The sequence below is a fragment of the Burkholderia sp. R-40 genome (genome assembly GCF_049942845.1).
Taxonomy (GTDB): Bacteria; Pseudomonadota; Gammaproteobacteria; order Burkholderiales; family Burkholderiaceae; genus Burkholderia; species Burkholderia ambifaria.
In genome coordinates, this window is record NZ_CP187967.1 from 399,364 (window position 1) to 417,601 (window position 18,238).

Genomic DNA, 18,238 nt, shown 5'->3' on the forward strand with positions numbered 1-18,238 from the left:
AGAGAAAGACAAGAGGGAATGACCATGCAGACGATCCGCATCAGGCACGCCGCGCTCGCAGTGGCGGCAGTCGCCGCGTTGAGCGGTTGCGCGACCGTACAGACGCCGACCAAGGGCGATCCGCTCGAAGGTTTCAACCGGTCGATGTACAAGTTCAACGACACGGTCGACACGTATGCGCTGAAGCCGGTCGCGAAGGGCTACCAGTACGTGGTGCCGCAGCCGGTGCGCGACAGCGTGACGAACTTCTTCTCGAACATCGGCGACGTCTACATCGCGGCGAACAACATCGTGCAGCTGCGGATCGCGGACGGCGTCGGCGACATCATGCGCGTCGTGATCAACACGGTGTTCGGCGTCGGCGGCCTGTTCGACGTCGCGACGATCGCGAAACTGCCGAAGCACACGGCCGACTTCGGGATCACGATGGGCCGCTACGGCATGCCGTCGGGCCCGTACCTCGTGCTGCCGCTGCTCGGCCCAAGCACGCTGCGCGACACGGCAGGCCTCGGCGTCGACTATGTCGGCAACCCGCTCACCTACGTGAAGCCGGACGGCCTGAGCTGGGGCTTGTTCGGCGTGAATCTCGTCAATACGCGCGCGAACCTGCTCGGCGCGGGCGACGTGCTGGATGCCGCGGCGCTCGACAAGTACTCGTTCGTCCGTAACGCGTACCTGCAACGCCGCCAGATGCTGATCAGCAACGCGCGCGGCGAGGCCGCGGCGACATCGAGCAACGACGCGCTGCCGAAGTACGATCTGCCGGACGACGGCGCGGCACCGGCGGCAGCCGGCGCGGCCGGTACGGCGGGCGCGGCGGCGGTGGGTGGCGCGACGGCGCCGGCAGGCGCATCGGGCGCGGCGGCGCCCGCACCGGCGTCGGGTACGCCCGAAGCGCCGAACCCGGCCAGCGAAACGAACGTGCCGGCGATGCAGGTGGCGCCGCCGTCGCCGGGCGGGTTCCGCTTCCCGAGCATCCGGCTGCACTGACCCATTTACATTCGTTACAGCCGGAAACGATTCAGTCGGTAGCGTTCGCGAACTTGCGCGTAAGCTACCGGCTCCAACCTCCGCATCGACTCTTCATGCAGGTCACTATGATGAAAAAACTGTTCCTGATTCCCGTTTTCGCGGCGCTGTTCTCGTTCGGCAGCGCAGCTCACGCGCAAGTCGACCAGTCGAACCCGCAGGCGCTGATCAAGACGGCGACCCAGCAGGTGCTCGACGAGGTCAAGCAGCAGACGATCAAGCAGGGCGACACCAACCGCATCATCACGATCGTCAACAAGGACATCCTGCCGTACACGGATTTCCGTCGCACCACGCAGCTCGCGATGGGCCGCAACTGGCGCGCGGCGTCGGCCGAGCAGCAGCAGCAGATTCAGGAGCAGTTCAAGCTGCTGCTGATCCGCACGTATTCGGGCGCGCTGGCGCAGCTGAAGCCGGACCAGCAGATCCAGTACCCGCCGTTCCGCGCCGATCCGGCCGACACCGACGTCGTCGTGAAGACGGTCGCGCTGAACAACGGCCAGCCGGTCCAGATCGACTACCGCCTGTACAAGACGTCCAACGGCTGGAAGGTGTATGACCTGAACGTGCTCGGCGCGTGGCTGATCCAGACGTACCAGCAGCAGTTCAACGAGAAGATCCAGCAAAGCGGCGTGGACGGCCTGATCAAGTTCCTGACGCAGCGCAACCAGGAACTTGCCGCGGGCAAGCAAGCTTCGTGAGCGGCTTCGCGGCCGGCTCCTCGCTGACCGTCGCGAGCGCGAAGTCCGCGCTCGCGGACGGTCTCGCGCGCATCGACGCGGGCGCCACCGCCGTCGATTGCGCGGCGCTGACGCAGTTCGACTCGTCCGCGCTCGCCGTGCTGCTCGCATGGCAACGCGCCGCGAAAGCCCGCGGCGCGACCCTCGACATCCTCAATCTCCCCCCGAAGCTCGCCAGCCTCGCGAACGCCTACGGCGTCGACGCGCTCATCGAAGGCACCGGGCGACATTGACCCTGTCCGATCGAAGCCTGCCGCGCCAGCCGGCGCGCGCACGCTTCAGGCCGCGCGCCTTCAGCGCCGGCCTCTCCAGCCGGTTTGCCCTATAATCAAGCGTTTTGCGGGGCAGCCAATCGGCGTCCGGCCCCCATTTTCATCCGCAGCAAGCACAGAATAGGCGTCGCGGCCCTTGCGTCGCGCACAGTCATGTCAGCCATAGAAATCCGTCACGTCAAGAAGCGCTACAAATCGCTTCAGGCGCTCAAGGGCGTCAGCCTGTCGGTCGAGGAAGGCGAGTTTTTCGGTCTGCTCGGCCCGAACGGCGCAGGCAAGACCACGCTCATCAGTATCCTCGCCGGGCTCGCCCGGGCCGATGAAGGCAGTATCTCCGTGCTCGGCCACGACGTCGTCAAGGACTTCCGCGGTGCGCGCCGCGCGCTCGGCGTCGTGCCGCAGGAACTCGTGTTCGACCCGTTCTTCACCGTTCGCGAGACGCTGCGGATCCAGTCCGGCTATTTCGGGCTGCGCCGCAACGACGACTGGATCGACGAAGTGATGGCCAATCTCGACCTCACCGAGAAGGCCGACGCGAACATGCGCGCGCTGTCGGGCGGGATGAAGCGCCGCGTGCTGGTTGCGCAGGCGCTCGTGCATCGCCCGCCCGTGATCGTGCTCGACGAGCCGACCGCCGGCGTCGACGTCGAACTGCGCCAGACGCTGTGGAAATTCATCTCGCGGCTGAATCGCGAGGGCCACACGATCGTCCTGACCACCCATTACCTCGAGGAAGCCGAGTCGCTGTGCGACCGCATCGCGATGCTGCGTCGCGGTGAAGTCGTCGCGCTCGACCGCACCGACGCGCTGCTGCGCCGCTTCGCGGGGCTGCAGCTGTACCTGCGGCTCGCGACGGGCGCGCTGCCCGCCGAGCTGCGAGGGCTGGAGACCGATCCGGCCGCGCGCGCGCCGGGCGAGCATCTGCTGCGTCTGACGAACTACGACGATGTCGAGCGCATCCTCGCGCAGTGTCGCGCGGCGGGCTGCACGTTCGACGAAATCGAGGTCCGCAAGGCCGACCTCGAAGATGTGTTCGTCCAGGTGATGAACGGGGCCGAGGTGATCGAGGGGCTGGCATGAATCAACAACCCACACGCGAACTGCGTTCGCCCGGCGAGGCGCGACCGCCCCGTTCCCTGCAAACGCCCGAGCCCGCCGTCGTGGCGGGAAGCGGGTTTCGCACGCTGTTCTACAAGGAACTGCTGCGGTTCTGGAAGGTGTCGTTCCAGACGGTGTGCGCGCCGATCGTGACGGCGCTGCTGTATCTGACGATCTTCGGCCACGCGCTGTCGGGCCGCGTCGAGGTGTATCCGGGCGTCGAGTACGTGAGCTTTCTCGTGCCCGGCCTCGTGATGATGAGCGTGCTGCAGAACGCGTTCGCGAACAGCTCGTCGTCGCTGATCCAGTCGAAGATCACCGGCAACCTCGTGTTCATGCTGCTGCCGCCGCTGTCGTACCGCGACATCTTCGGCGCGTACGTGCTCGCGTCCGTCGTGCGCGGCCTCGCGGTCGGCGCGGGCGTGTTCGTCGTGACGATCTGGTTTGTCCCGATGCATTTCGCGGCGCCGTTGTTCATCATCGCATTCGCGCTGCTCGGCTCGGCGATCCTCGGCACGCTGGGGCTGATCGCCGGGATCTGGGCCGAGAAGTTCGACCAGCTCGCCGCGTTCCAGAACTTCCTGATCATGCCGCTGACGTTCCTGTCCGGCGTGTTCTATTCGACGCACTCGCTGCCGCCCGTGTGGCGCGAGATCTCGCGTCTCAACCCGTTTTTCTACATGATCGACGGCTTCCGTTACGGGTTCTTCGGCGCGTCCGACATCAACCCGCTCGCGAGCCTCGCGATCGTCACCGGTTTCTTCGTGCTGCTCGCGATCTTCGCGATGCGGCTGCTCGCGACCGGCTACAAACTGCGTCATTGATATCGACAGGCGGCGGCCGCCCACGGGCGGCGCGCGCCGACAGGAGCCCCCTCATGTTGCCGACTCCCGAACAGGTCAAGCAATACATCGCCGGCGGTCTCGCCTGCACCCATCTGGAAGTCGAAGGCGACGGCCAGCATTTCTTCGCGACGATCGTGTCGGCGGCCTTCGAAGGCAAGCGGCCGATCCAGCGGCACCAGCTCGTCTATGCGGCGCTCGGCGATCGCATGAAACAGGAAATCCACGCGCTCAGCATGAAGACGCTGACGCCCGCCGAATGGCAGAACGCATAACCGGAACCACTGAGTGCAAGTCACCGTCAACGAGCGCGACGCCGTCCAGAGCGTCGCCACGGCACACCCGGCCGCCAACGGGGAATCGCAGGGACACGGGATGGACAAGCTGGTGGTCGAAGGCGGTCGCCGGCTCGCGGGCGAGATCGTCGTGTCGGGCGCGAAGAATGCCGCGCTGCCGATCCTGTGCGCGGGGCTGCTCAGCGCCGAGCCGGTCGAGCTCGACAACGTGCCGAACCTGAAGGACGTGCGCACCACGCTGAAGGTACTGAACCAGATGGGCGTGAAGAGCGAAACGGACGGCTGCCGCGTGCAGCTCGACGCGTCGCGCGTCGACAATCTCGTCGCGCCGTACGAGCTCGTCAAGACGATGCGCGCGTCGATTCTCGTGCTCGGGCCGCTGCTCGCGCGCTTCGGCGAGGCGAAGGTGTCGCTGCCGGGCGGCTGCGCGATCGGCGCGCGTCCGGTCGACCAGCACATCAAGGGCCTGCAGGCGATGGGCGCCGAGATCAGCATCGAGCACGGCTTCATCGAAGCGCGCGCGAAGCGCCTGAAGGGCGCGCGCATCGTGACCGACATGATCACGGTGACGGGGACGGAAAACCTGCTGATGGCCGCGACGCTGGCCGACGGCGAGACGGTGATCGAAAACGCGGCGCGCGAGCCGGAAGTGAGCGATCTCGCACATCTGCTGGTCGCGATGGGCGCGAAAATCTCGGGCATCGGCACCGATCGCCTGGTGATCCAGGGCGTCGAGCGGCTGCATGGCGCACGCCATTCGGTGATTCCCGACCGCATCGAGGCCGGCACGTTCCTGTGCGCGGTCGCGGCGGCCGGCGGCGACGTGCTGCTGACGGGCGTGCGCCCGCACATCCTCGACGCGGTGATCGACAAGCTGCGCGAGGCTGGCGTGTCGATCGAGGAAGGCGACAGCTGGTTGCGCGTGCGGATGGACCGCCGCCCGTCGGCGGTGACGATCCGCACGTCGGAATACCCGGCGTTCCCGACCGACATGCAGGCGCAGTTCATGGCCCTGAATTCGGTCGCGACGGGCACCGCGCAGATCGTCGAGACCATCTTCGAGAACCGCTTCATGCATGTGCAGGAGCTGAACCGGCTCGGCGCGAACATCACGATCGACGGCAACACCGCGCTCGTGACGGGCGTCGACAAGCTGTCCGGCGCGAACGTGATGGCGACCGACCTGCGCGCATCGGCGAGCCTCGTGATCGCCGGGCTGCGCGCCGAAGGCGAAACGCTCGTCGACCGCATCTATCACCTGGACCGCGGCTACGACCGCATGGAAACCAAACTGACCGCCGTCGGCGCGAACGTGCGCCGCCTCTCCGGGAGCCAAGCATGACCGCGCCGCTGACCCTCGCCCTGTCGAAGGGCCGGATTTTCGAGGAAACCCTGCCGCTGCTGGCTGCCGCCGGCGTGCAGGTGGCCGAGGATCCGGAAACGTCGCGCAAGCTGATCCTGCCGACGACCGATCCGAACCTGCGCGTGATCATCGTGCGCGCGAGCGACGTGCCGACCTATGTCGAATACGGCGCGGCCGATTTCGGCGTGGCCGGCAAGGACGTGCTGGTCGAGCACGGCGGCTCGGGCCTGTACCAGCCGATCGATCTGAACATTGCACGCTGCCGGATGTCGGTGGCGGTGCCGGCCGGCTTCGACTACGCGAACGCGGTGCGCCAGGGCGCGCGCCTGCGGGTCGCGACCAAGTACGTCGAAACGGCACGCGAACACTTCGCCGCGAAGGGCGTGCACGTCGACCTGATCAAGCTGTACGGCTCGATGGAGCTGGCGCCGCTGGTCGGGCTGGCCGACGCGATCGTCGACCTCGTCAGCTCGGGCGGCACGCTGAAGGCGAACAATCTGGTCGAGGTCGAGGAGATCATGGCGATCTCGTCGCGCCTCGTCGTGAACCAGGCTGCGCTGAAGTTGAAGCGCGCGGCGCTCAAGCCGATTCTCGACGCGTTCGAACGCGCGTCGCAGAATGGCAATTGAGCGCATCACCGTAACGGAACTCCCATGGCCATCACCATCCGCAAACTCGATTCGACGAGCGACGGCTTCGGCGCCGCGCTGCGCGCGCTGCTCGCGTTCGAGGCGAGCGAGGACGAAGCGATCGAGCAATCGGTCGCGCAGATCCTCGCCGACGTGAAGTCGCGCGGCGACGCCGCGGTGCTCGAGTACACGAACCGTTTCGACCGGCTGGACGCGAGCAGCGTCGCCGCGCTCGAACTGCCGCAGGACGCGCTGCAGACGGCGCTCGACGGCCTCGCGCCGAAGGCGCGCGCGGCGCTGGAAGCGGCCGCCGCACGCGTGCGTGCGTACCACGAGAAGCAGAAGATCGAGTGCGGCACGCATAGCTGGCAGTACACGGAAAGCGACGGCACGGTGCTCGGCCAGAAGGTCACGCCGCTCGACCGCGTCGGCCTGTACGTGCCGGGCGGCAAGGCCGCCTATCCGTCGTCGGTGCTGATGAACGCGATTCCCGCGCGGGTCGCGGGCGTCGGCGAGATCGTGATGGTCGTGCCGACCCCGGACGGCGTGAAAAACGATCTCGTGCTCGCCGCGGCGCTGCTCGGCGGCGTCGATCGCGTGTTCACGATCGGCGGCGCGCAGGCGGTCGGCGCGCTCGCGTACGGCACGGCCACGGTGCCGGCGGTCGACAAGATCTGCGGGCCGGGCAATGCGTACGTCGCATCGGCGAAGCGGCGCGTGTTCGGCACGGTCGGCATCGACATGATCGCCGGCCCGTCGGAAATCCTCGTGCTGTGCGACGGCACGACCGATCCGAGCTGGGTTGCGATGGACCTGTTCTCGCAGGCCGAACACGACGAGCTCGCGCAGTCGATCCTGCTGTGCCCGGACGCCGCGTTCCTCGAGCGCGTCGAGAAGGCGATCGACGAGCTGCTGCCGACGATGCCGCGCCGCGAGGTGATCCGTGCGTCGCTCGAAGGCCGCGGCGCGCTGATCAAGGTGCGCGACATGGCCGAAGCGTGCCGGATCGCGAACGACATCGCGCCCGAGCACCTCGAGATTTCCGCGCTGGAGCCGCAGCAATGGGGCCAGCAGATCCGCCACGCCGGCGCGATCTTCCTCGGCCGCTACACGAGCGAAAGCCTCGGCGACTACTGCGCGGGCCCGAACCACGTGCTGCCGACCTCGCGCACCGCGCGCTTCTCGTCGCCGCTCGGCGTGTACGACTTCATCAAGCGCTCGAGCCTGATCGAAGTCAGCGCCGAAGGGGCGCAGACGCTCGGTGAAATCGCCTCCGAGCTTGCGTACGGCGAAGGGCTGCAGGCGCACGCGCGCAGCGCCGAGCTGCGGATGAAGGGGTGACACGCGCCGCGGCCGGTGCCGACGCACCGGCCGCGGTCGACGAGGAGACCCTGCGCAGGGCGGCAGCCGCCGCCGTGCCGAGACCATTTGACGCCGGCGCGAAGCACGCCGGCTTGAGACCATGACGACGCCCCAAGACATCATCCGCCGCGACGTGCTCGCGATGACGAGCTACCCGGTGCCCGACGCGAGCGGCTTCGTGAAGCTCGACGCGATGGAGAACCCGTATTCGCTGCCCGCGCCGCTCGCGGCCGCGCTCGGCGAACGCCTCGCGCAGGTCGCGCTGAACCGCTACCCGGCGCCGCGCCCGGGCGCGCTGCTCGACAAGCTGCGCCGCGCGATGGGCGTGCCGGCCGCATGCGACGTGCTGCTCGGCAACGGCTCGGACGAAATCATCAGCATGATGTCGGTGGCATGCGCGAAGCCGGGCGCCAAGGTGCTCGCGCCGGTGCCGGGCTTCGTGATGTACGAGCTGTCCGCGAAGTTCGCGCAGCTTGAATTCGTCGGCGTGCCGCTCAAGGAAGACCTGACGCTCGACGCCGACGCGATGATTGCGGCGATCGCCGAGCACCGGCCCGCGCTCGTCTATCTCGCGTACCCGAACAACCCGACCGGCACGCTGTACGACGAAGCCGACGTCGAGCGGATCATCGCGGCCGCGCAACACAGCCTGATCGTGATCGACGAGGCGTATCAGCCGTTCGCGGAACGCTCGTGGCTGCCGCGCGCCGCCGAGTTCGACAACGTCGTCGTGATGCGCACGGTGTCGAAGCTCGGCCTGGCCGGCATCCGCCTCGGCTATCTCGCGGGGCTGCCCACATGGCTGACCGAGTTCGACAAGGTGCGCCCGCCGTACAACATCAACGTGCTGACCCAGGCGAGCGCCGATTTCCTGCTCGACCACCTCGACGTGCTCGATGCGCAGGCGGCCGAACTGCGTGCGGAACGCACGCGCCTTGCGCAGGCCGTGGCCGCGCTGCCGGGCGCGACGGTGTTCCCGAGCGCCGGCAATTTCCTGCTGGTGCGCGTGCCGGACGCGGCGGCCGTGTTCGATGCGCTGCTCACCGAGCGGGTGCTGATCAAAAACGTGAGTAAAATGCATCCGTTGCTGGCCGAATGCGTGCGGCTGACCGTCGGTTCTCCCGACGAAAACGCGCGCCTGCTGGCTGCCTTGAAACTCGCGCTGCCCGGTTGAGCCCAGGGCGCGGCGGCGCGCGACGATCAATCCCCATTTACATCAGACTCAATCAAGGAATTGCCATGCGTGTGGCGGAAGTCGTTCGCAATACCAGCGAAACGCAGATCCGTGTGAAGCTCGATCTCGACGGTACGGGCCGGCAGAAGCTGGCCACCGGCGTGCCGTTTCTCGACCATATGCTCGATCAGATCGCGCGTCATGGTCTGATCGATCTCGAGGTTGAAGCGCATGGCGATACGCATATCGACGACCACCACACGGTCGAGGACGTCGGTATCACGCTCGGCCAGGCCGTCGCGAAGGCGATCGGCGACAAGAAGGGCATTCGCCGCTACGGCCATTCGTACGTGCCGCTCGACGAGGCGCTGTCGCGCGTCGTGATCGACTTCTCGGGCCGGCCGGGTCTCGAATTCCACGTGCCGTTCACGCGTGCGCGCATCGGTACGTTCGACGTCGACCTGTCGATCGAATTCTTCCGCGGGTTCGTGAACCACGCGGGCGTCACGCTGCATATCGACAACCTGCGCGGGATCAACGCGCACCATCAGCTCGAAACGGTGTTCAAGGCCTTCGGCCGGGCGCTGCGTGCGGCGGTGGAGCTCGACGAGCGCGCGGCGGGGCAGATTCCGTCGACGAAGGGCAGCCTCTAACCTTCCGGACGGGCGCAAGCCCGGGACAACCTCACGGCTTCGGCGCGACGCGCCGGCTTGCGATGGATCTGCTCAAATCGTTCATTTCGCTGCTGGCGCTGATCAACCCGGTCGGCGCGGTGCCGTTCTTCCTGAGCCTGACCGCGCAGCAAACGGACGGCGAGCGGCGCCGCACGATCCGGATCGCGTCGGTGTCGGTGTTCTGCGTGATGACGGTGACGACGCTGCTCGGGCAGCAGATCATCGACTTCTTCGGCATTTCGGTCGGCTCGCTCGAAGTGGGCGGCGGGATCATCATGCTGCTGATGGCGATCAACATGCTGAACGCGCAGATCGGCAACACGCGATCGACGCCGGAGGAGCGCTACGAGGCCGAGTCGAAGGACAACATCGCGGTCGTGCCGCTGGCGATTCCGCTGCTCACGGGCCCCGGCTCGATCAGCACGGTGATCATCTATGCGGCGAACTCGCATCACTGGTATGAGCGGGCCGGGCTGGTCGCGATCGGCGCGGCCCTGGCTTTTCTGTGTTTCGTCGCGATGCGGCTCGCCGAGCCGATCGCGAACTGGATCGGCCGCACCGGCATCAACATCGCCACGCGGCTGATGGGTCTGATGCTGTCGGCGCTGGCGGTGGAATTCATCGTCAACGGACTGAGGGCGCTACTGCCTGCACTGAGATGAAAACTTCGATTGCGATTGTGGATTATGGGATGGGCAACCTGCGCTCGGTCGCGCAGGCGCTCAAGAAGGCCGAACCGGCCGCCGACGTGGCGATCGTCGACACGCCGGCCGCGATTCGCGCGGCCGACCGCGTCGTGCTGCCCGGCCAGGGCGCGATGCCGGACTGCATGCGCTGCCTCGGCGAATCGGGGCTGCAGGACGCGGTGATCGAGGCCTCGCGCACGAAGCCGCTGCTCGGCGTGTGCGTCGGCGAGCAGATGCTGTTCGACTGGAGCGCGGAAGGCGACACGAAGGGCCTCGGCCTGTTGCCCGGCAAGGTCGTGCGCTTCGAGCTCGACGGCCGGCTGCAGGATGACGGCTCGCGCTTCAAGGTGCCGCAGATGGGCTGGAACCGCGTGCGCCAGTCGCAGCCGCACCCGCTGTGGGACGGCGTGCCCGACGACGCGTACTTTTACTTCGTACACAGCTATTACGTGAGGCCGGACAACCCGGCCCACACGGTCGGCGAAACGGCATACGGCGCGCCGTTTACGTCCGCGGTCGCGCGGGACAATCTCTTCGCGACCCAATTCCACCCCGAGAAAAGCGCGGAAGTCGGGTTGCGTCTGTATCGCAACTTCGTACACTGGAAGCCGTGAGCGTCGCGTGCGTGCCACAGTCGGCGGGCCGGAACGGCCTGTCGCACGATGCGCGCACACGAAAGCGCCGAAAGAGTTGTACTAAACTAGCGAGGCGGCGCGGTACCGGATCGACCGGTGCGCGCCGGATTCTTTTCTTCTTCCACGACGACACCCGATTGCTATGCTGCTGATTCCGGCCATCGATCTCAAAGACGGTCAGTGTGTGCGCCTCAAACAGGGCGATATGGACCAGGCCACGATTTTCTCCGAGGACCCGGCGGCGATGGCCCGCAAGTGGGTCGATCTCGGCGCCCGGCGGCTGCATCTGGTCGACCTGAACGGCGCATTCGCCGGCAAGCCGAAGAACCTCGACGCGATCGAAGCGATCCTCGACGAAGTCGGCGACGAAATCCCCGTACAGCTCGGCGGCGGCATCCGCAGCCTCGAGACGGTCGAGAAGTATCTCGACGCCGGCCTGTCCTACGTGATCATCGGCACGGCGGCCGTGAAGGACCCGGGCTTCCTGCGGGATGCGTGCACCGCGTTCGCGGGCAACATCATCGTCGGCCTCGATGCGAAGGACGGCAAGGTCGCGACCGACGGCTGGAGCAAGCTGACGGGTCATGAAGTGATCGATCTCGCGCTGAAGTTCGAGGACTACGGCGTCGAATCGATCGTCTACACCGACATCGGCCGCGACGGGATGCTGCAGGGCATCAATATCGAGGCGACCGTGAAGCTCGCTCAGGCGGTCGGCATTCCGGTGATCGCCAGCGGCGGCCTGTCGAACCTCGCGGACATCGACAGCCTGTGCGAAGTGGAAGAGCACGGCGTCGAAGGCGTGATCTGCGGCCGTGCGATCTATTCCGGCGATCTCGATTTCGCGGCCGCGCAAAAGCGCGCGGACGAACTGAACGGCGAACTCGACAACGCGTAAGCGCGGTTGTCCCGTTCGCCGGGGCTGCCTGCGGGCGGCCCCGACCGGAAGCCTCGCGCGAGGCTTCCGTAACCGGCCGTCCCATCGCGGCCTTTGGCGCAACATCATGGCTCTAGCTAAACGCATCATCCCCTGCCTGGACGTGACCGCCGGGCGCGTCGTCAAGGGCGTCAATTTCGTCGAGCTGCGCGATGCCGGCGACCCGGTCGAAATCGCCCGCCGCTATGACGACCAGGGCGCCGACGAACTCACGTTCCTCGACATCACCGCGACCTCCGACCAGCGCGACCTGATCCTGCCGATCATCGAAGCCGTCGCGTCGCAGGTGTTCATTCCGCTGACCGTCGGCGGCGGCGTGCGCGCCGTCGAGGACGTGCGGCGCCTGCTGAACGCGGGCGCGGACAAGGTCAGCATGAATTCATCGGCGGTCGCGAACCCGCAGCTCGTGCGCGACGCGGCCGATAAATACGGCTCGCAGTGCATCGTCGTCGCGATCGACGCGAAGCGCGTGTCGGCCGACGGCGAGACGCCGCGCTGGGAAGTGTTCACGCACGGCGGCCGCAAGAACACAGGCCTCGACGCGATCGAATGGGCGCGCAAGATGGCCGAGCTCGGCGCGGGCGAGATCCTGCTCACGAGCATGGACCGCGACGGCACGAAGTCGGGCTTCGACCTCGCGCTCACGCGCGGCGTGTCGGACGCGGTGCCGGTGCCGGTGATCGCGTCGGGCGGCGTCGGCTCGCTGCAGCACCTGGCCGACGGCATCAAGGACGGCCGAGCCGACGCGGTGCTGGCCGCCAGCATCTTCCACTACGGCGAGCACACGGTCGGCGAGGCGAAGCGCTTCATGTCCGACCAGGGCATTCCGGTGAGGCTGTGATGAATACGGAAACGAAAGCGCTGCCCGCGTGGCTCGACAAGGTCCGCTGGGACGACAACGGCCTCGTGCCGGTGATCGCGCAGGAAGCGTCGACGAACGACGTGCTGATGTTCGCGTGGATGAATCGCGAAGCGCTCGCGAAGACGATCGAAACGCAGCGCGCGGTTTATTATTCGCGTTCGCGCAAGCGCCTGTGGTTCAAGGGCGAGGAGTCGGGCCACGTGCAGCACGTGCACGAGGTGCGGCTCGATTGCGACGAGGACGTCGTGCTGCTGAAGGTCGAGCAGGTGTCGGGCATCGCATGCCACACCGGCCGGCATTCGTGCTTCTTCCAGAAATTCGAAGGCACGGTGGACGGCGGCGACTGGGTCGCGGTCGATCCGGTGCTGAAAGACCCCGAACACATCTACAAATGACGCAATCGACCGAAGACACGCTGCTGCGCCTCGCGGCCGTGATCGATAGCCGCAAGGGCGGCGACCCCGATCAATCGTACGTATCGCGCCTGTTTCACAAGGGCGACGACGCGGTGCTGAAGAAGATCGGCGAAGAAGCGACCGAAGTCGTGCTGGCCGCGAAGGACGTGCGCCAGGGCGGCGCGCCGACGGCGCTGGTCGGCGAAGTGGCCGATCTGTGGTTCCACTGCCTCGTGATGCTGTCGCATTTCGACCTGAGCCCGGCCGACGTGATCGGCGAGCTCGAGCGCCGCGAAGGGCTGTCGGGCATCGAGGAAAAGGCGCTGCGCAAGCGCCGCGAGCGCGAGGAAAACGGCGGGTGACGGCTCGCGGCCTGCCGCGCCGGCAACAGTGCGGTAAGCTGTAAGAATTGTCATCTAACGGGGGTAGCATCATGACCGATACGCCGAGCGAGTTTCCGACGCCGTCGCTGCCGGGCGCAGCGGACGCCGAGCGGTTGAAGGGCTTGCGCACGCTGACGCACGTGCTGTACGGCCTCTACGCGATTCATTGGCTGACGGGCGGCGTGACCGGCATCATCGCGATCATCATCAACTACGTGAAGCGCGACGACGTGGCCGGCACGCAGTACGCCGATCATTTCGAGTGGCAGATCCGCACGTTCTGGCGCGCGCTGATCGCCTACGTGATCGGCTTCGCGCTGATGTTCGTGGTGGTGGGATTCGTGATCATGTTTGTCACGTGGATCTGGACGCTGTACCGTATCATCAAGGGTTGGCTGTACCTGAACGACAACAAGACGCTCGATCCGCAGGCCTGGTTCTGACCGGCGCGCGGGGCGTTTCGCAGGAGCAACATGAGTCACGATCCGAATTGCCTGTTCTGCAAGATCGCGGCGGGCGAGATCCCGAGCGAGAAGGTGCACGAGGACGACGAATTCGTCGCGTTTCGCGACATCCGCCCGGCGGCCGAGACGCACGTGCTGGTGATTCCGCGCCTGCACCTGCCGACGCTGTCGGCGGCGAGCGAAGCCGATGCGCCGATGCTCGGCCGGCTGATGCTGCTCGTCGCGCGTCTGGCCGACCAGCTCGGCGTGGCCTACACGGGCGGCGAAACCGGTTTTCGCACGGTGATCAACACGGGCCCCGGCGGCGGGCAGGAGGTCTACCACCTGCACGCGCATATCCTGGCCGGTCCGCGCCCGTGGTTGCGGATGGGTTGACGTAGCGGGGCGTTTCCCCGCATCGATAGTCGAAGCCGGCGTGCCGCCGGCGATTTGCGCCGCCACGCGGCATGGTTGAGGAGAGGTTTCATCATGGGTGGATTGAGCATTTGGCACTGGCTGATCGTGCTGCTGATCGTCGCGCTGGTTTTCGGTACGAAGAAGCTGCGCAACATCGGCAACGACCTCGGCAGCGCCGTGAAGGGCTTCAAGGACGGCATGAAGGAAGGCGAGACGCCGGCGGATGCGCAGCAACTGCCGCGCACGGGCACGGTCGACGTCAACGCGAAGGAAACGACGCGTTCCGACTCGAACAAGGCGTAACGCCGGCAAGCTGACAGGCATACGCGATGCTGGATCTCGGTCTTTCGAAGATGGCGCTGATCGGCGTCGTCGCGCTCGTGGTGCTCGGCCCCGAGCGCCTGCCGCGCGTCGCGCGTACGGCCGGCGCATTGTTTGGCCGCGCGCAGCGGTACATCAACGACGTGAAGTCCGAGGTCTCGCGCGAAATCGAACTCGACGCGCTGCGGACGATGAAGACCGATTTCGAGTCGGCCGCGCGCAACGTCGAGACGACGATTCACGACAACCTGCGCGAGCACGAGAAGGAACTGAACGACACGTGGCATTCCGCGGTCGGCGGTCTTAACGAAGGCTCGGTCGATGCCGGCACGTACGGCTCCGACACCCCCGCGGCGCCGTCGTGGCGCGGCAGTACGGCCGCGCTTGCGCGCAAGCGTCGCAACTGGCGTGTGAAGCAGGCGGCGATGCCTGTCTGGTACAAGCGCGCGACGACCCGCCGCACGCACGTGCAGTCGGGCGCCGCGCGTGTCGCGCGCCACCAGCCGGCCAGCCTGCGCCGGCCGACGCGCTTTCTCTGAGTCGAGCGCATGCTCGCTCGTCAATCCTACCGAGGGCCGGTGTGAGCGACCCCCAGCAGAACCCGGGCGACGCCCCGGAAGAAACCTTCATTTCCCATCTCGTCGAGCTTCGCGATCGCATCATTCGCGCGGGGCTGGCCGTGATCGTCGTGTTCCTCGGGCTCGTGTACTGGGCGCCTGACATCTTCCGGCTGCTCGCGCGGCCGCTGATGGAAAACCTGCCGAAGGGCGGCAGGATGATCGTGACCGACGTCACCGGCTCGTTCTTCGTGCCGATGAAGGTCACGATGCTCGTCGCGCTCGTGATCGCGTTGCCGATCGTGCTGTACCAGATCTGGGCGTTCGTCGCGCCGGGCCTGTACCAGCACGAGAAGAAGCTCGTCATGCCGCTCGTCGGCAGCAGCTACTTCCTGTTCCTGTGCGGGATGGCGTTCGCGTATTTCCTCGTGTTCCCGACGATCTTCCGCGTGATGGCGCACTACAACGCGCCGCTCGGCGCGGAGATGTCGACTGACATCGACAACTACCTGAGCTTCGTGCTCGGGATGTTCATCGCATTCGGGGTCACGTTCGAGGTGCCGATCATCGTCGTGCTGCTCGTGCGGATGGGCGTGCTGACGCTGAAGAAGCTGAAGGAGATGCGGCCGTACGTGATCGTCGGCGCGTTCGTCGTCGCGGCGGTCGTCACGCCGCCGGACGTGTTCTCGCAGCTGATGCTCGCGCTGCCGCTCATCGTGCTGTTCGAGGTCGGGCTGCTGGCCGCGCGGTTCTTCGTGCCGAAGCCGACGACGGAAGAACCCGAGCCGGAGAACGGCGCCGCCAGTTGAGCAGGAAACGGTGCGCGGTGGCCGGCATGCTGGCTGCCGTCGCAAGCAACATCGCAGCCGACGAGCGGCGGGAAGGGCAGGTGGTGAGGGTGGGATCACGGCTTCACCGCGACGAAAGCGCTTCATTGCAAAGCGGAAGGGCCGCGAATTCAGTCGACCCCCAAGCGTTGGACATCATTCCAGCACTTGGGGGTTTTTCGTTTCCGGCTGCTGCGTGCAAGCGGCGCAGACGCGCCGCCCGCTGGATGTCACTCGCTGTCGCTGTCCTGTTCGTCGAGCGCCTGCTTCGGCGGCGGCGGGCGCTTGCCGATCACGACGTTCACGTCGAACTCCTTGCCCTTGCGCACGACGTGCACCTTGGTCGACGTGCCCGGCTTGATCTGCGCGACGGTGTTCAGCAGCTTTGTGGTGTCGGTGATTTCGTCGCCGTTCACGCTCACGAGAATGTCGCCCGGCTTGATGCCGGCCTTGTCGGCCGGACCGCCCTGCAGCACGCCCGCGACGATCGCGCCCGTCTTCTGCTGGAGCCCGAACGACTCGGCGATTTCCGGCGTGACGTCCTGCGGCTCGACGCCGATCCAGCCGCGCGTGACCGAGCCCGTCGTGATGATGCTTTCGAGCACGGTGCGCGCCGTCGACACGGGGATCGCGAAGCCGATGCCGAGCGAGCCGCCCGAGCGCGAATAGATCGCTGTGTTGATGCCGAGCAGGTTGCCGTTCACGTCGACCAGCGCGCCGCCCGAGTTGCCGGGGTTGATCGGCGCGTCGGTCTGGATGAAGTTCTCGAACGTGTTGATGCCGAGGTGATTGCGGCCGAGCGCGCTGATGATCCCCATCGTGACCGTCTGGCCGACGCCGAACGGGTTGCCGATCGCGAGGACGACGTCGCCGACGCGCGACTGGTCGGAGCGGCCGAGCGTGATCGTCGGCAGGTTCGTCATGTTGATCTTCAATACGGCGAGATCGGTCTCGGGGTCGCTGCCGATCACCTTCGCGGTGGCCGTGCGGCCGTCGGCGAGCGCGACTTCGATCTGGTCGGCGCCGTCCACGACGTGCTGGTTCGTTAGAATGTAACCTTCAGGGCTCACGATGACGCCGGAGCCGAGGTTGGCGGCCGGTTCGTCCTGCTGCTTGCGTGCGTTGCGGTCGCCGAAGAAATAGCGGAACAGCGGATCCTTCGCCCGCGGATCGGGCGGCAGCGAGCCGTCCTTGCTGGAGAATACGTTGACGACGGCGGGCATCGCCTTTTGCGCGGCTTCCGCGTACGACGTGGTCGCCGGCGCGCCGCCGATGCCCGGCGCCACTTCCCGCAGCGCAACGATCGGCGTGGCGAGCTGCTTGCCGAGCTGTCCTTGCCGTTGCAGCCATTGCGGCTTGAGCGTCACGACGATGAACATCAGCGCGAGCAGTACGGTCACCGCCTGCGCGAAGAACAGCCAGAAGCGTCTAAGCATCTGAATGGATTAGAGGTTTATATGGATCGGATCGAACTTGAATTGTACTTGAACAATACCCTTGAAACCGCGCGCTTTAAGGACTATTGCCCGAACGGCCTCCAGGTCGAGGGGCGCCGCAAGATCGAGAAGATCGCCACCGGCGTGACGGCGTCGGTCGCGTTCCTCGAAGCCGCGCTCGAATGGGGGGCGGATGCGGTGCTCGTCCATCACGGCTATTTCTGGCGCAACGAGGCGCCGCAGATCACGGGCCGCAAGTACCAGCGCCTGAAGCTGCTGCTCGCGAACGACCTGAACCTGTTCGCGTTCCACCTGCCGCTCGACGCGCACCCCGAGCTCGGCAACAACGCGCAGCTCGGCCAGAAGCTCGGGCTGATCGGCGATCAGCGTTTCGGCGACGGCGACCTCGGCTGGATGGCGACGCTGCCGATGCCCGTCACGCTCGAGCACTTCGTCGCGAAGGTCGAGCGCACGCTCGGCCGCACGCCGCTCGTGCTCGGCGATGCGGACATGCAGCTGCGCCGCATCGCGTGGTGCACCGGCGCCGCGCAAAGTTATTTCGATGCCGCGATCGACGCCGGCGCCGACGTGTTCCTGACCGGCGAGGTGTCGGAATCCGTCACGCACGCGGCCGCGGAGAGCGGCGTCGCGTTCGTTGCGGCAGGGCACCATGCCACCGAACGCTACGGAATCCAGGCGCTGGGACGCCACTTGTCCGAAGAATTCGATATCGAACACCTTTTTATCGATATTCATAATCCGGTCTGAACGACGGATTTGCGGCACCGCATCGAAATTTCACAATGTAGCAAGTGCTTAAAAGTGAAATGATTTAATTGCTCCGATAGTGGGGGAAAACC

Annotated in this window: 24 protein-coding genes; 23 read left to right on the plus strand and 1 reads right to left on the minus strand. The window is 66.5% G+C overall.

The annotated features are described in order from the left end of the window. Window positions 1-24 precede the first annotated feature (24 nt). From ACP26O_RS01820 to tatC, 22 genes are all read left to right on the plus strand, one after another. Window positions 25-990, plus strand: coding sequence for an MlaA family lipoprotein (locus tag ACP26O_RS01820; protein ID WP_175666046.1), 966 nt, complete (start codon window positions 25-27; stop codon window positions 988-990). Window positions 991-1,100: 110 nt separating this feature from the next. Further along, window positions 1,101-1,730: an MlaC/ttg2D family ABC transporter substrate-binding protein gene (locus ACP26O_RS01825; protein WP_105834661.1), complete on the plus strand. Its 630-nt coding sequence runs from the start codon at window positions 1,101-1,103 to the stop codon at window positions 1,728-1,730. Beyond that, window positions 1,727-2,002, plus strand: coding sequence for an STAS domain-containing protein (locus ACP26O_RS01830; RefSeq protein ID WP_006751811.1), 276 nt, complete (start codon window positions 1,727-1,729; stop codon window positions 2,000-2,002). The genes ACP26O_RS01825 and ACP26O_RS01830 overlap by 4 nt, the downstream gene beginning before the upstream one ends. Before the next feature lie 192 nt (window positions 2,003-2,194). Next, window positions 2,195-3,121 carry an ABC transporter ATP-binding protein gene (locus ACP26O_RS01835; protein ID WP_012362928.1) on the plus strand — a complete coding sequence of 309 codons (927 nt, stop codon included), beginning with the start codon at window positions 2,195-2,197 and terminating at the stop codon, window positions 3,119-3,121. Next, the gene (locus ACP26O_RS01840) at window positions 3,118-3,963 is read left to right on the plus strand and encodes an ABC transporter permease (RefSeq protein WP_011655801.1); all 846 of its coding nucleotides are present in this window, start codon (window positions 3,118-3,120) and stop codon (window positions 3,961-3,963) included. The genes ACP26O_RS01835 and ACP26O_RS01840 overlap by 4 nt, the downstream gene beginning before the upstream one ends. A gap of 53 nt (window positions 3,964-4,016) precedes the next feature. Next, entirely contained in the window at window positions 4,017-4,256 is a 240-nt protein-coding gene (locus ACP26O_RS01845) for a BolA family protein (RefSeq protein ID WP_006477131.1), read from the plus strand. Window positions 4,257-4,269: 13 nt separating this feature from the next. After that, window positions 4,270-5,619, plus strand: a complete 1,350-nt coding sequence (murA, locus tag ACP26O_RS01850) for a UDP-N-acetylglucosamine 1-carboxyvinyltransferase (protein ID WP_165750773.1) — start codon at window positions 4,270-4,272, stop codon at window positions 5,617-5,619. Next, window positions 5,616-6,269 carry an ATP phosphoribosyltransferase gene (gene hisG, locus ACP26O_RS01855; protein ID WP_006751807.1) on the plus strand — a complete coding sequence of 218 codons (654 nt, stop codon included), beginning with the start codon at window positions 5,616-5,618 and terminating at the stop codon, window positions 6,267-6,269. The genes murA and hisG overlap by 4 nt, the downstream gene beginning before the upstream one ends. A gap of 24 nt (window positions 6,270-6,293) precedes the next feature. Then, on the plus strand, window positions 6,294-7,610 hold the full coding sequence (hisD, locus tag ACP26O_RS01860) for a histidinol dehydrogenase (protein ID WP_011655803.1): 1,317 nt from the start codon (window positions 6,294-6,296) through the stop codon (window positions 7,608-7,610). A 121-nt stretch (window positions 7,611-7,731) separates the two neighbouring features. Next, on the plus strand, window positions 7,732-8,805 hold the full coding sequence (gene hisC, locus ACP26O_RS01865; protein WP_175666019.1) for a histidinol-phosphate transaminase: 1,074 nt from the start codon (window positions 7,732-7,734) through the stop codon (window positions 8,803-8,805). 65 nt (window positions 8,806-8,870) lie between these two features. Then, entirely contained in the window at window positions 8,871-9,458 is a 588-nt protein-coding gene (gene hisB / locus ACP26O_RS01870; RefSeq protein WP_006751804.1) for an imidazoleglycerol-phosphate dehydratase HisB, read from the plus strand. A gap of 62 nt (window positions 9,459-9,520) precedes the next feature. Next, window positions 9,521-10,141, plus strand: coding sequence for a YchE family NAAT transporter (locus ACP26O_RS01875; RefSeq protein ID WP_006751803.1), 621 nt, complete (start codon window positions 9,521-9,523; stop codon window positions 10,139-10,141). Further along, window positions 10,138-10,779, plus strand: a complete 642-nt coding sequence (gene hisH, locus ACP26O_RS01880) for an imidazole glycerol phosphate synthase subunit HisH (protein WP_006757059.1) — start codon at window positions 10,138-10,140, stop codon at window positions 10,777-10,779. Before ACP26O_RS01875 ends, hisH begins: the two co-directional genes overlap by 4 nt. Before the next feature lie 163 nt (window positions 10,780-10,942). Continuing rightward, window positions 10,943-11,698, plus strand: a complete 756-nt coding sequence (hisA, locus tag ACP26O_RS01885) for a 1-(5-phosphoribosyl)-5-[(5-phosphoribosylamino)methylideneamino]imidazole-4-carboxamide isomerase (protein ID WP_006751801.1) — start codon at window positions 10,943-10,945, stop codon at window positions 11,696-11,698. A gap of 106 nt (window positions 11,699-11,804) precedes the next feature. Then, window positions 11,805-12,578 (plus strand): imidazole glycerol phosphate synthase subunit HisF, encoded by a 774-nt coding sequence (gene hisF, locus ACP26O_RS01890; protein ID WP_006751800.1) that lies wholly within the window; start codon window positions 11,805-11,807, stop codon window positions 12,576-12,578. Continuing rightward, window positions 12,578-12,994 carry a phosphoribosyl-AMP cyclohydrolase gene (hisI, locus tag ACP26O_RS01895; RefSeq protein WP_006751799.1) on the plus strand — a complete coding sequence of 139 codons (417 nt, stop codon included), beginning with the start codon at window positions 12,578-12,580 and terminating at the stop codon, window positions 12,992-12,994. The genes hisF and hisI overlap by 1 nt, the downstream gene beginning before the upstream one ends. Next, on the plus strand, window positions 12,991-13,356 hold the full coding sequence (locus ACP26O_RS01900) for a phosphoribosyl-ATP diphosphatase (protein WP_006751798.1): 366 nt from the start codon (window positions 12,991-12,993) through the stop codon (window positions 13,354-13,356). Before hisI ends, ACP26O_RS01900 begins: the two co-directional genes overlap by 4 nt. Window positions 13,357-13,427: 71 nt before the next feature. After that, window positions 13,428-13,820 carry a DUF4870 family protein gene (locus ACP26O_RS01905; RefSeq protein ID WP_011655805.1) on the plus strand — a complete coding sequence of 131 codons (393 nt, stop codon included), beginning with the start codon at window positions 13,428-13,430 and terminating at the stop codon, window positions 13,818-13,820. 30 nt (window positions 13,821-13,850) lie between these two features. Continuing rightward, on the plus strand, window positions 13,851-14,216 hold the full coding sequence (locus ACP26O_RS01910) for a histidine triad nucleotide-binding protein (protein ID WP_105788609.1): 366 nt from the start codon (window positions 13,851-13,853) through the stop codon (window positions 14,214-14,216). Window positions 14,217-14,309: 93 nt separating this feature from the next. Continuing rightward, entirely contained in the window at window positions 14,310-14,540 is a 231-nt protein-coding gene (tatA, locus tag ACP26O_RS01915; protein ID WP_006751795.1) for a Sec-independent protein translocase subunit TatA, read from the plus strand. 26 nt (window positions 14,541-14,566) lie between these two features. Beyond that, entirely contained in the window at window positions 14,567-15,097 is a 531-nt protein-coding gene (gene tatB, locus ACP26O_RS01920; protein WP_006751794.1) for a Sec-independent protein translocase protein TatB, read from the plus strand. A 41-nt stretch (window positions 15,098-15,138) separates the two neighbouring features. Then, on the plus strand, window positions 15,139-15,924 hold the full coding sequence (tatC, locus tag ACP26O_RS01925) for a twin-arginine translocase subunit TatC (RefSeq protein ID WP_006751793.1): 786 nt from the start codon (window positions 15,139-15,141) through the stop codon (window positions 15,922-15,924). 248 nt (window positions 15,925-16,172) lie between these two features. Here the strand turns inward: tatC and ACP26O_RS01930 are convergent, their stop codons facing one another. Further along, window positions 16,173-17,378: a Do family serine endopeptidase gene (locus ACP26O_RS01930; RefSeq protein WP_006751792.1), complete on the minus strand. Its 1,206-nt coding sequence runs from the start codon at window positions 17,376-17,378 to the stop codon at window positions 16,173-16,175. A gap of 21 nt (window positions 17,379-17,399) precedes the next feature. On the opposite strand from ACP26O_RS01930, the gene ACP26O_RS01935 reads away from it, so the two are divergent. Then, complete coding sequence (locus ACP26O_RS01935) at window positions 17,400-18,146, plus strand: Nif3-like dinuclear metal center hexameric protein (RefSeq protein WP_011655806.1); 747 nt, start codon at window positions 17,400-17,402, stop codon at window positions 18,144-18,146. Window positions 18,147-18,238 lie beyond the last annotated feature (92 nt).

What these genes read in the sequence shown, in the direction of transcription:
- ACP26O_RS01910 (WP_105788609.1), top strand. Translation starts at nt 13,851, where the DNA reads ATGAGTCACGATCCGAATTGCCTGTTCTGCAAGATCGCGGCGGGCGAG.
- hisD (WP_011655803.1), top strand. Translation starts at nt 6,294, where the DNA reads ATGGCCATCACCATCCGCAAACTCGATTCGACGAGCGACGGCTTCGGC.
- ACP26O_RS01825 (WP_105834661.1), top strand. Translation starts at nt 1,101, where the DNA reads ATGAAAAAACTGTTCCTGATTCCCGTTTTCGCGGCGCTGTTCTCGTTC.
- hisC (WP_175666019.1), top strand. Translation starts at nt 7,732, where the DNA reads ATGACGACGCCCCAAGACATCATCCGCCGCGACGTGCTCGCGATGACG.
- ACP26O_RS01840 (WP_011655801.1), top strand. Translation starts at nt 3,118, where the DNA reads ATGAATCAACAACCCACACGCGAACTGCGTTCGCCCGGCGAGGCGCGA.
- ACP26O_RS01900 (WP_006751798.1), top strand. Translation starts at nt 12,991, where the DNA reads ATGACGCAATCGACCGAAGACACGCTGCTGCGCCTCGCGGCCGTGATC.
- hisH (WP_006757059.1), top strand. Translation starts at nt 10,138, where the DNA reads ATGAAAACTTCGATTGCGATTGTGGATTATGGGATGGGCAACCTGCGC.
- ACP26O_RS01930 (WP_006751792.1), bottom strand. Translation starts at nt 17,378, where the DNA reads ATGCTTAGACGCTTCTGGCTGTTCTTCGCGCAGGCGGTGACCGTACTG.
- hisI (WP_006751799.1), top strand. Translation starts at nt 12,578, where the DNA reads ATGAATACGGAAACGAAAGCGCTGCCCGCGTGGCTCGACAAGGTCCGC.
- hisF (WP_006751800.1), top strand. Translation starts at nt 11,805, where the DNA reads ATGGCTCTAGCTAAACGCATCATCCCCTGCCTGGACGTGACCGCCGGG.
- ACP26O_RS01875 (WP_006751803.1), top strand. Translation starts at nt 9,521, where the DNA reads ATGGATCTGCTCAAATCGTTCATTTCGCTGCTGGCGCTGATCAACCCG.
- ACP26O_RS01845 (WP_006477131.1), top strand. Translation starts at nt 4,017, where the DNA reads ATGTTGCCGACTCCCGAACAGGTCAAGCAATACATCGCCGGCGGTCTC.
- ACP26O_RS01935 (WP_011655806.1), top strand. Translation starts at nt 17,400, where the DNA reads ATGGATCGGATCGAACTTGAATTGTACTTGAACAATACCCTTGAAACC.
- ACP26O_RS01905 (WP_011655805.1), top strand. Translation starts at nt 13,428, where the DNA reads ATGACCGATACGCCGAGCGAGTTTCCGACGCCGTCGCTGCCGGGCGCA.
- ACP26O_RS01835 (WP_012362928.1), top strand. Translation starts at nt 2,195, where the DNA reads ATGTCAGCCATAGAAATCCGTCACGTCAAGAAGCGCTACAAATCGCTT.
- tatB (WP_006751794.1), top strand. Translation starts at nt 14,567, where the DNA reads ATGCTGGATCTCGGTCTTTCGAAGATGGCGCTGATCGGCGTCGTCGCG.
- tatA (WP_006751795.1), top strand. Translation starts at nt 14,310, where the DNA reads ATGGGTGGATTGAGCATTTGGCACTGGCTGATCGTGCTGCTGATCGTC.
- ACP26O_RS01820 (WP_175666046.1), top strand. Translation starts at nt 25, where the DNA reads ATGCAGACGATCCGCATCAGGCACGCCGCGCTCGCAGTGGCGGCAGTC.
- hisA (WP_006751801.1), top strand. Translation starts at nt 10,943, where the DNA reads ATGCTGCTGATTCCGGCCATCGATCTCAAAGACGGTCAGTGTGTGCGC.
- hisB (WP_006751804.1), top strand. Translation starts at nt 8,871, where the DNA reads ATGCGTGTGGCGGAAGTCGTTCGCAATACCAGCGAAACGCAGATCCGT.
- hisG (WP_006751807.1), top strand. Translation starts at nt 5,616, where the DNA reads ATGACCGCGCCGCTGACCCTCGCCCTGTCGAAGGGCCGGATTTTCGAG.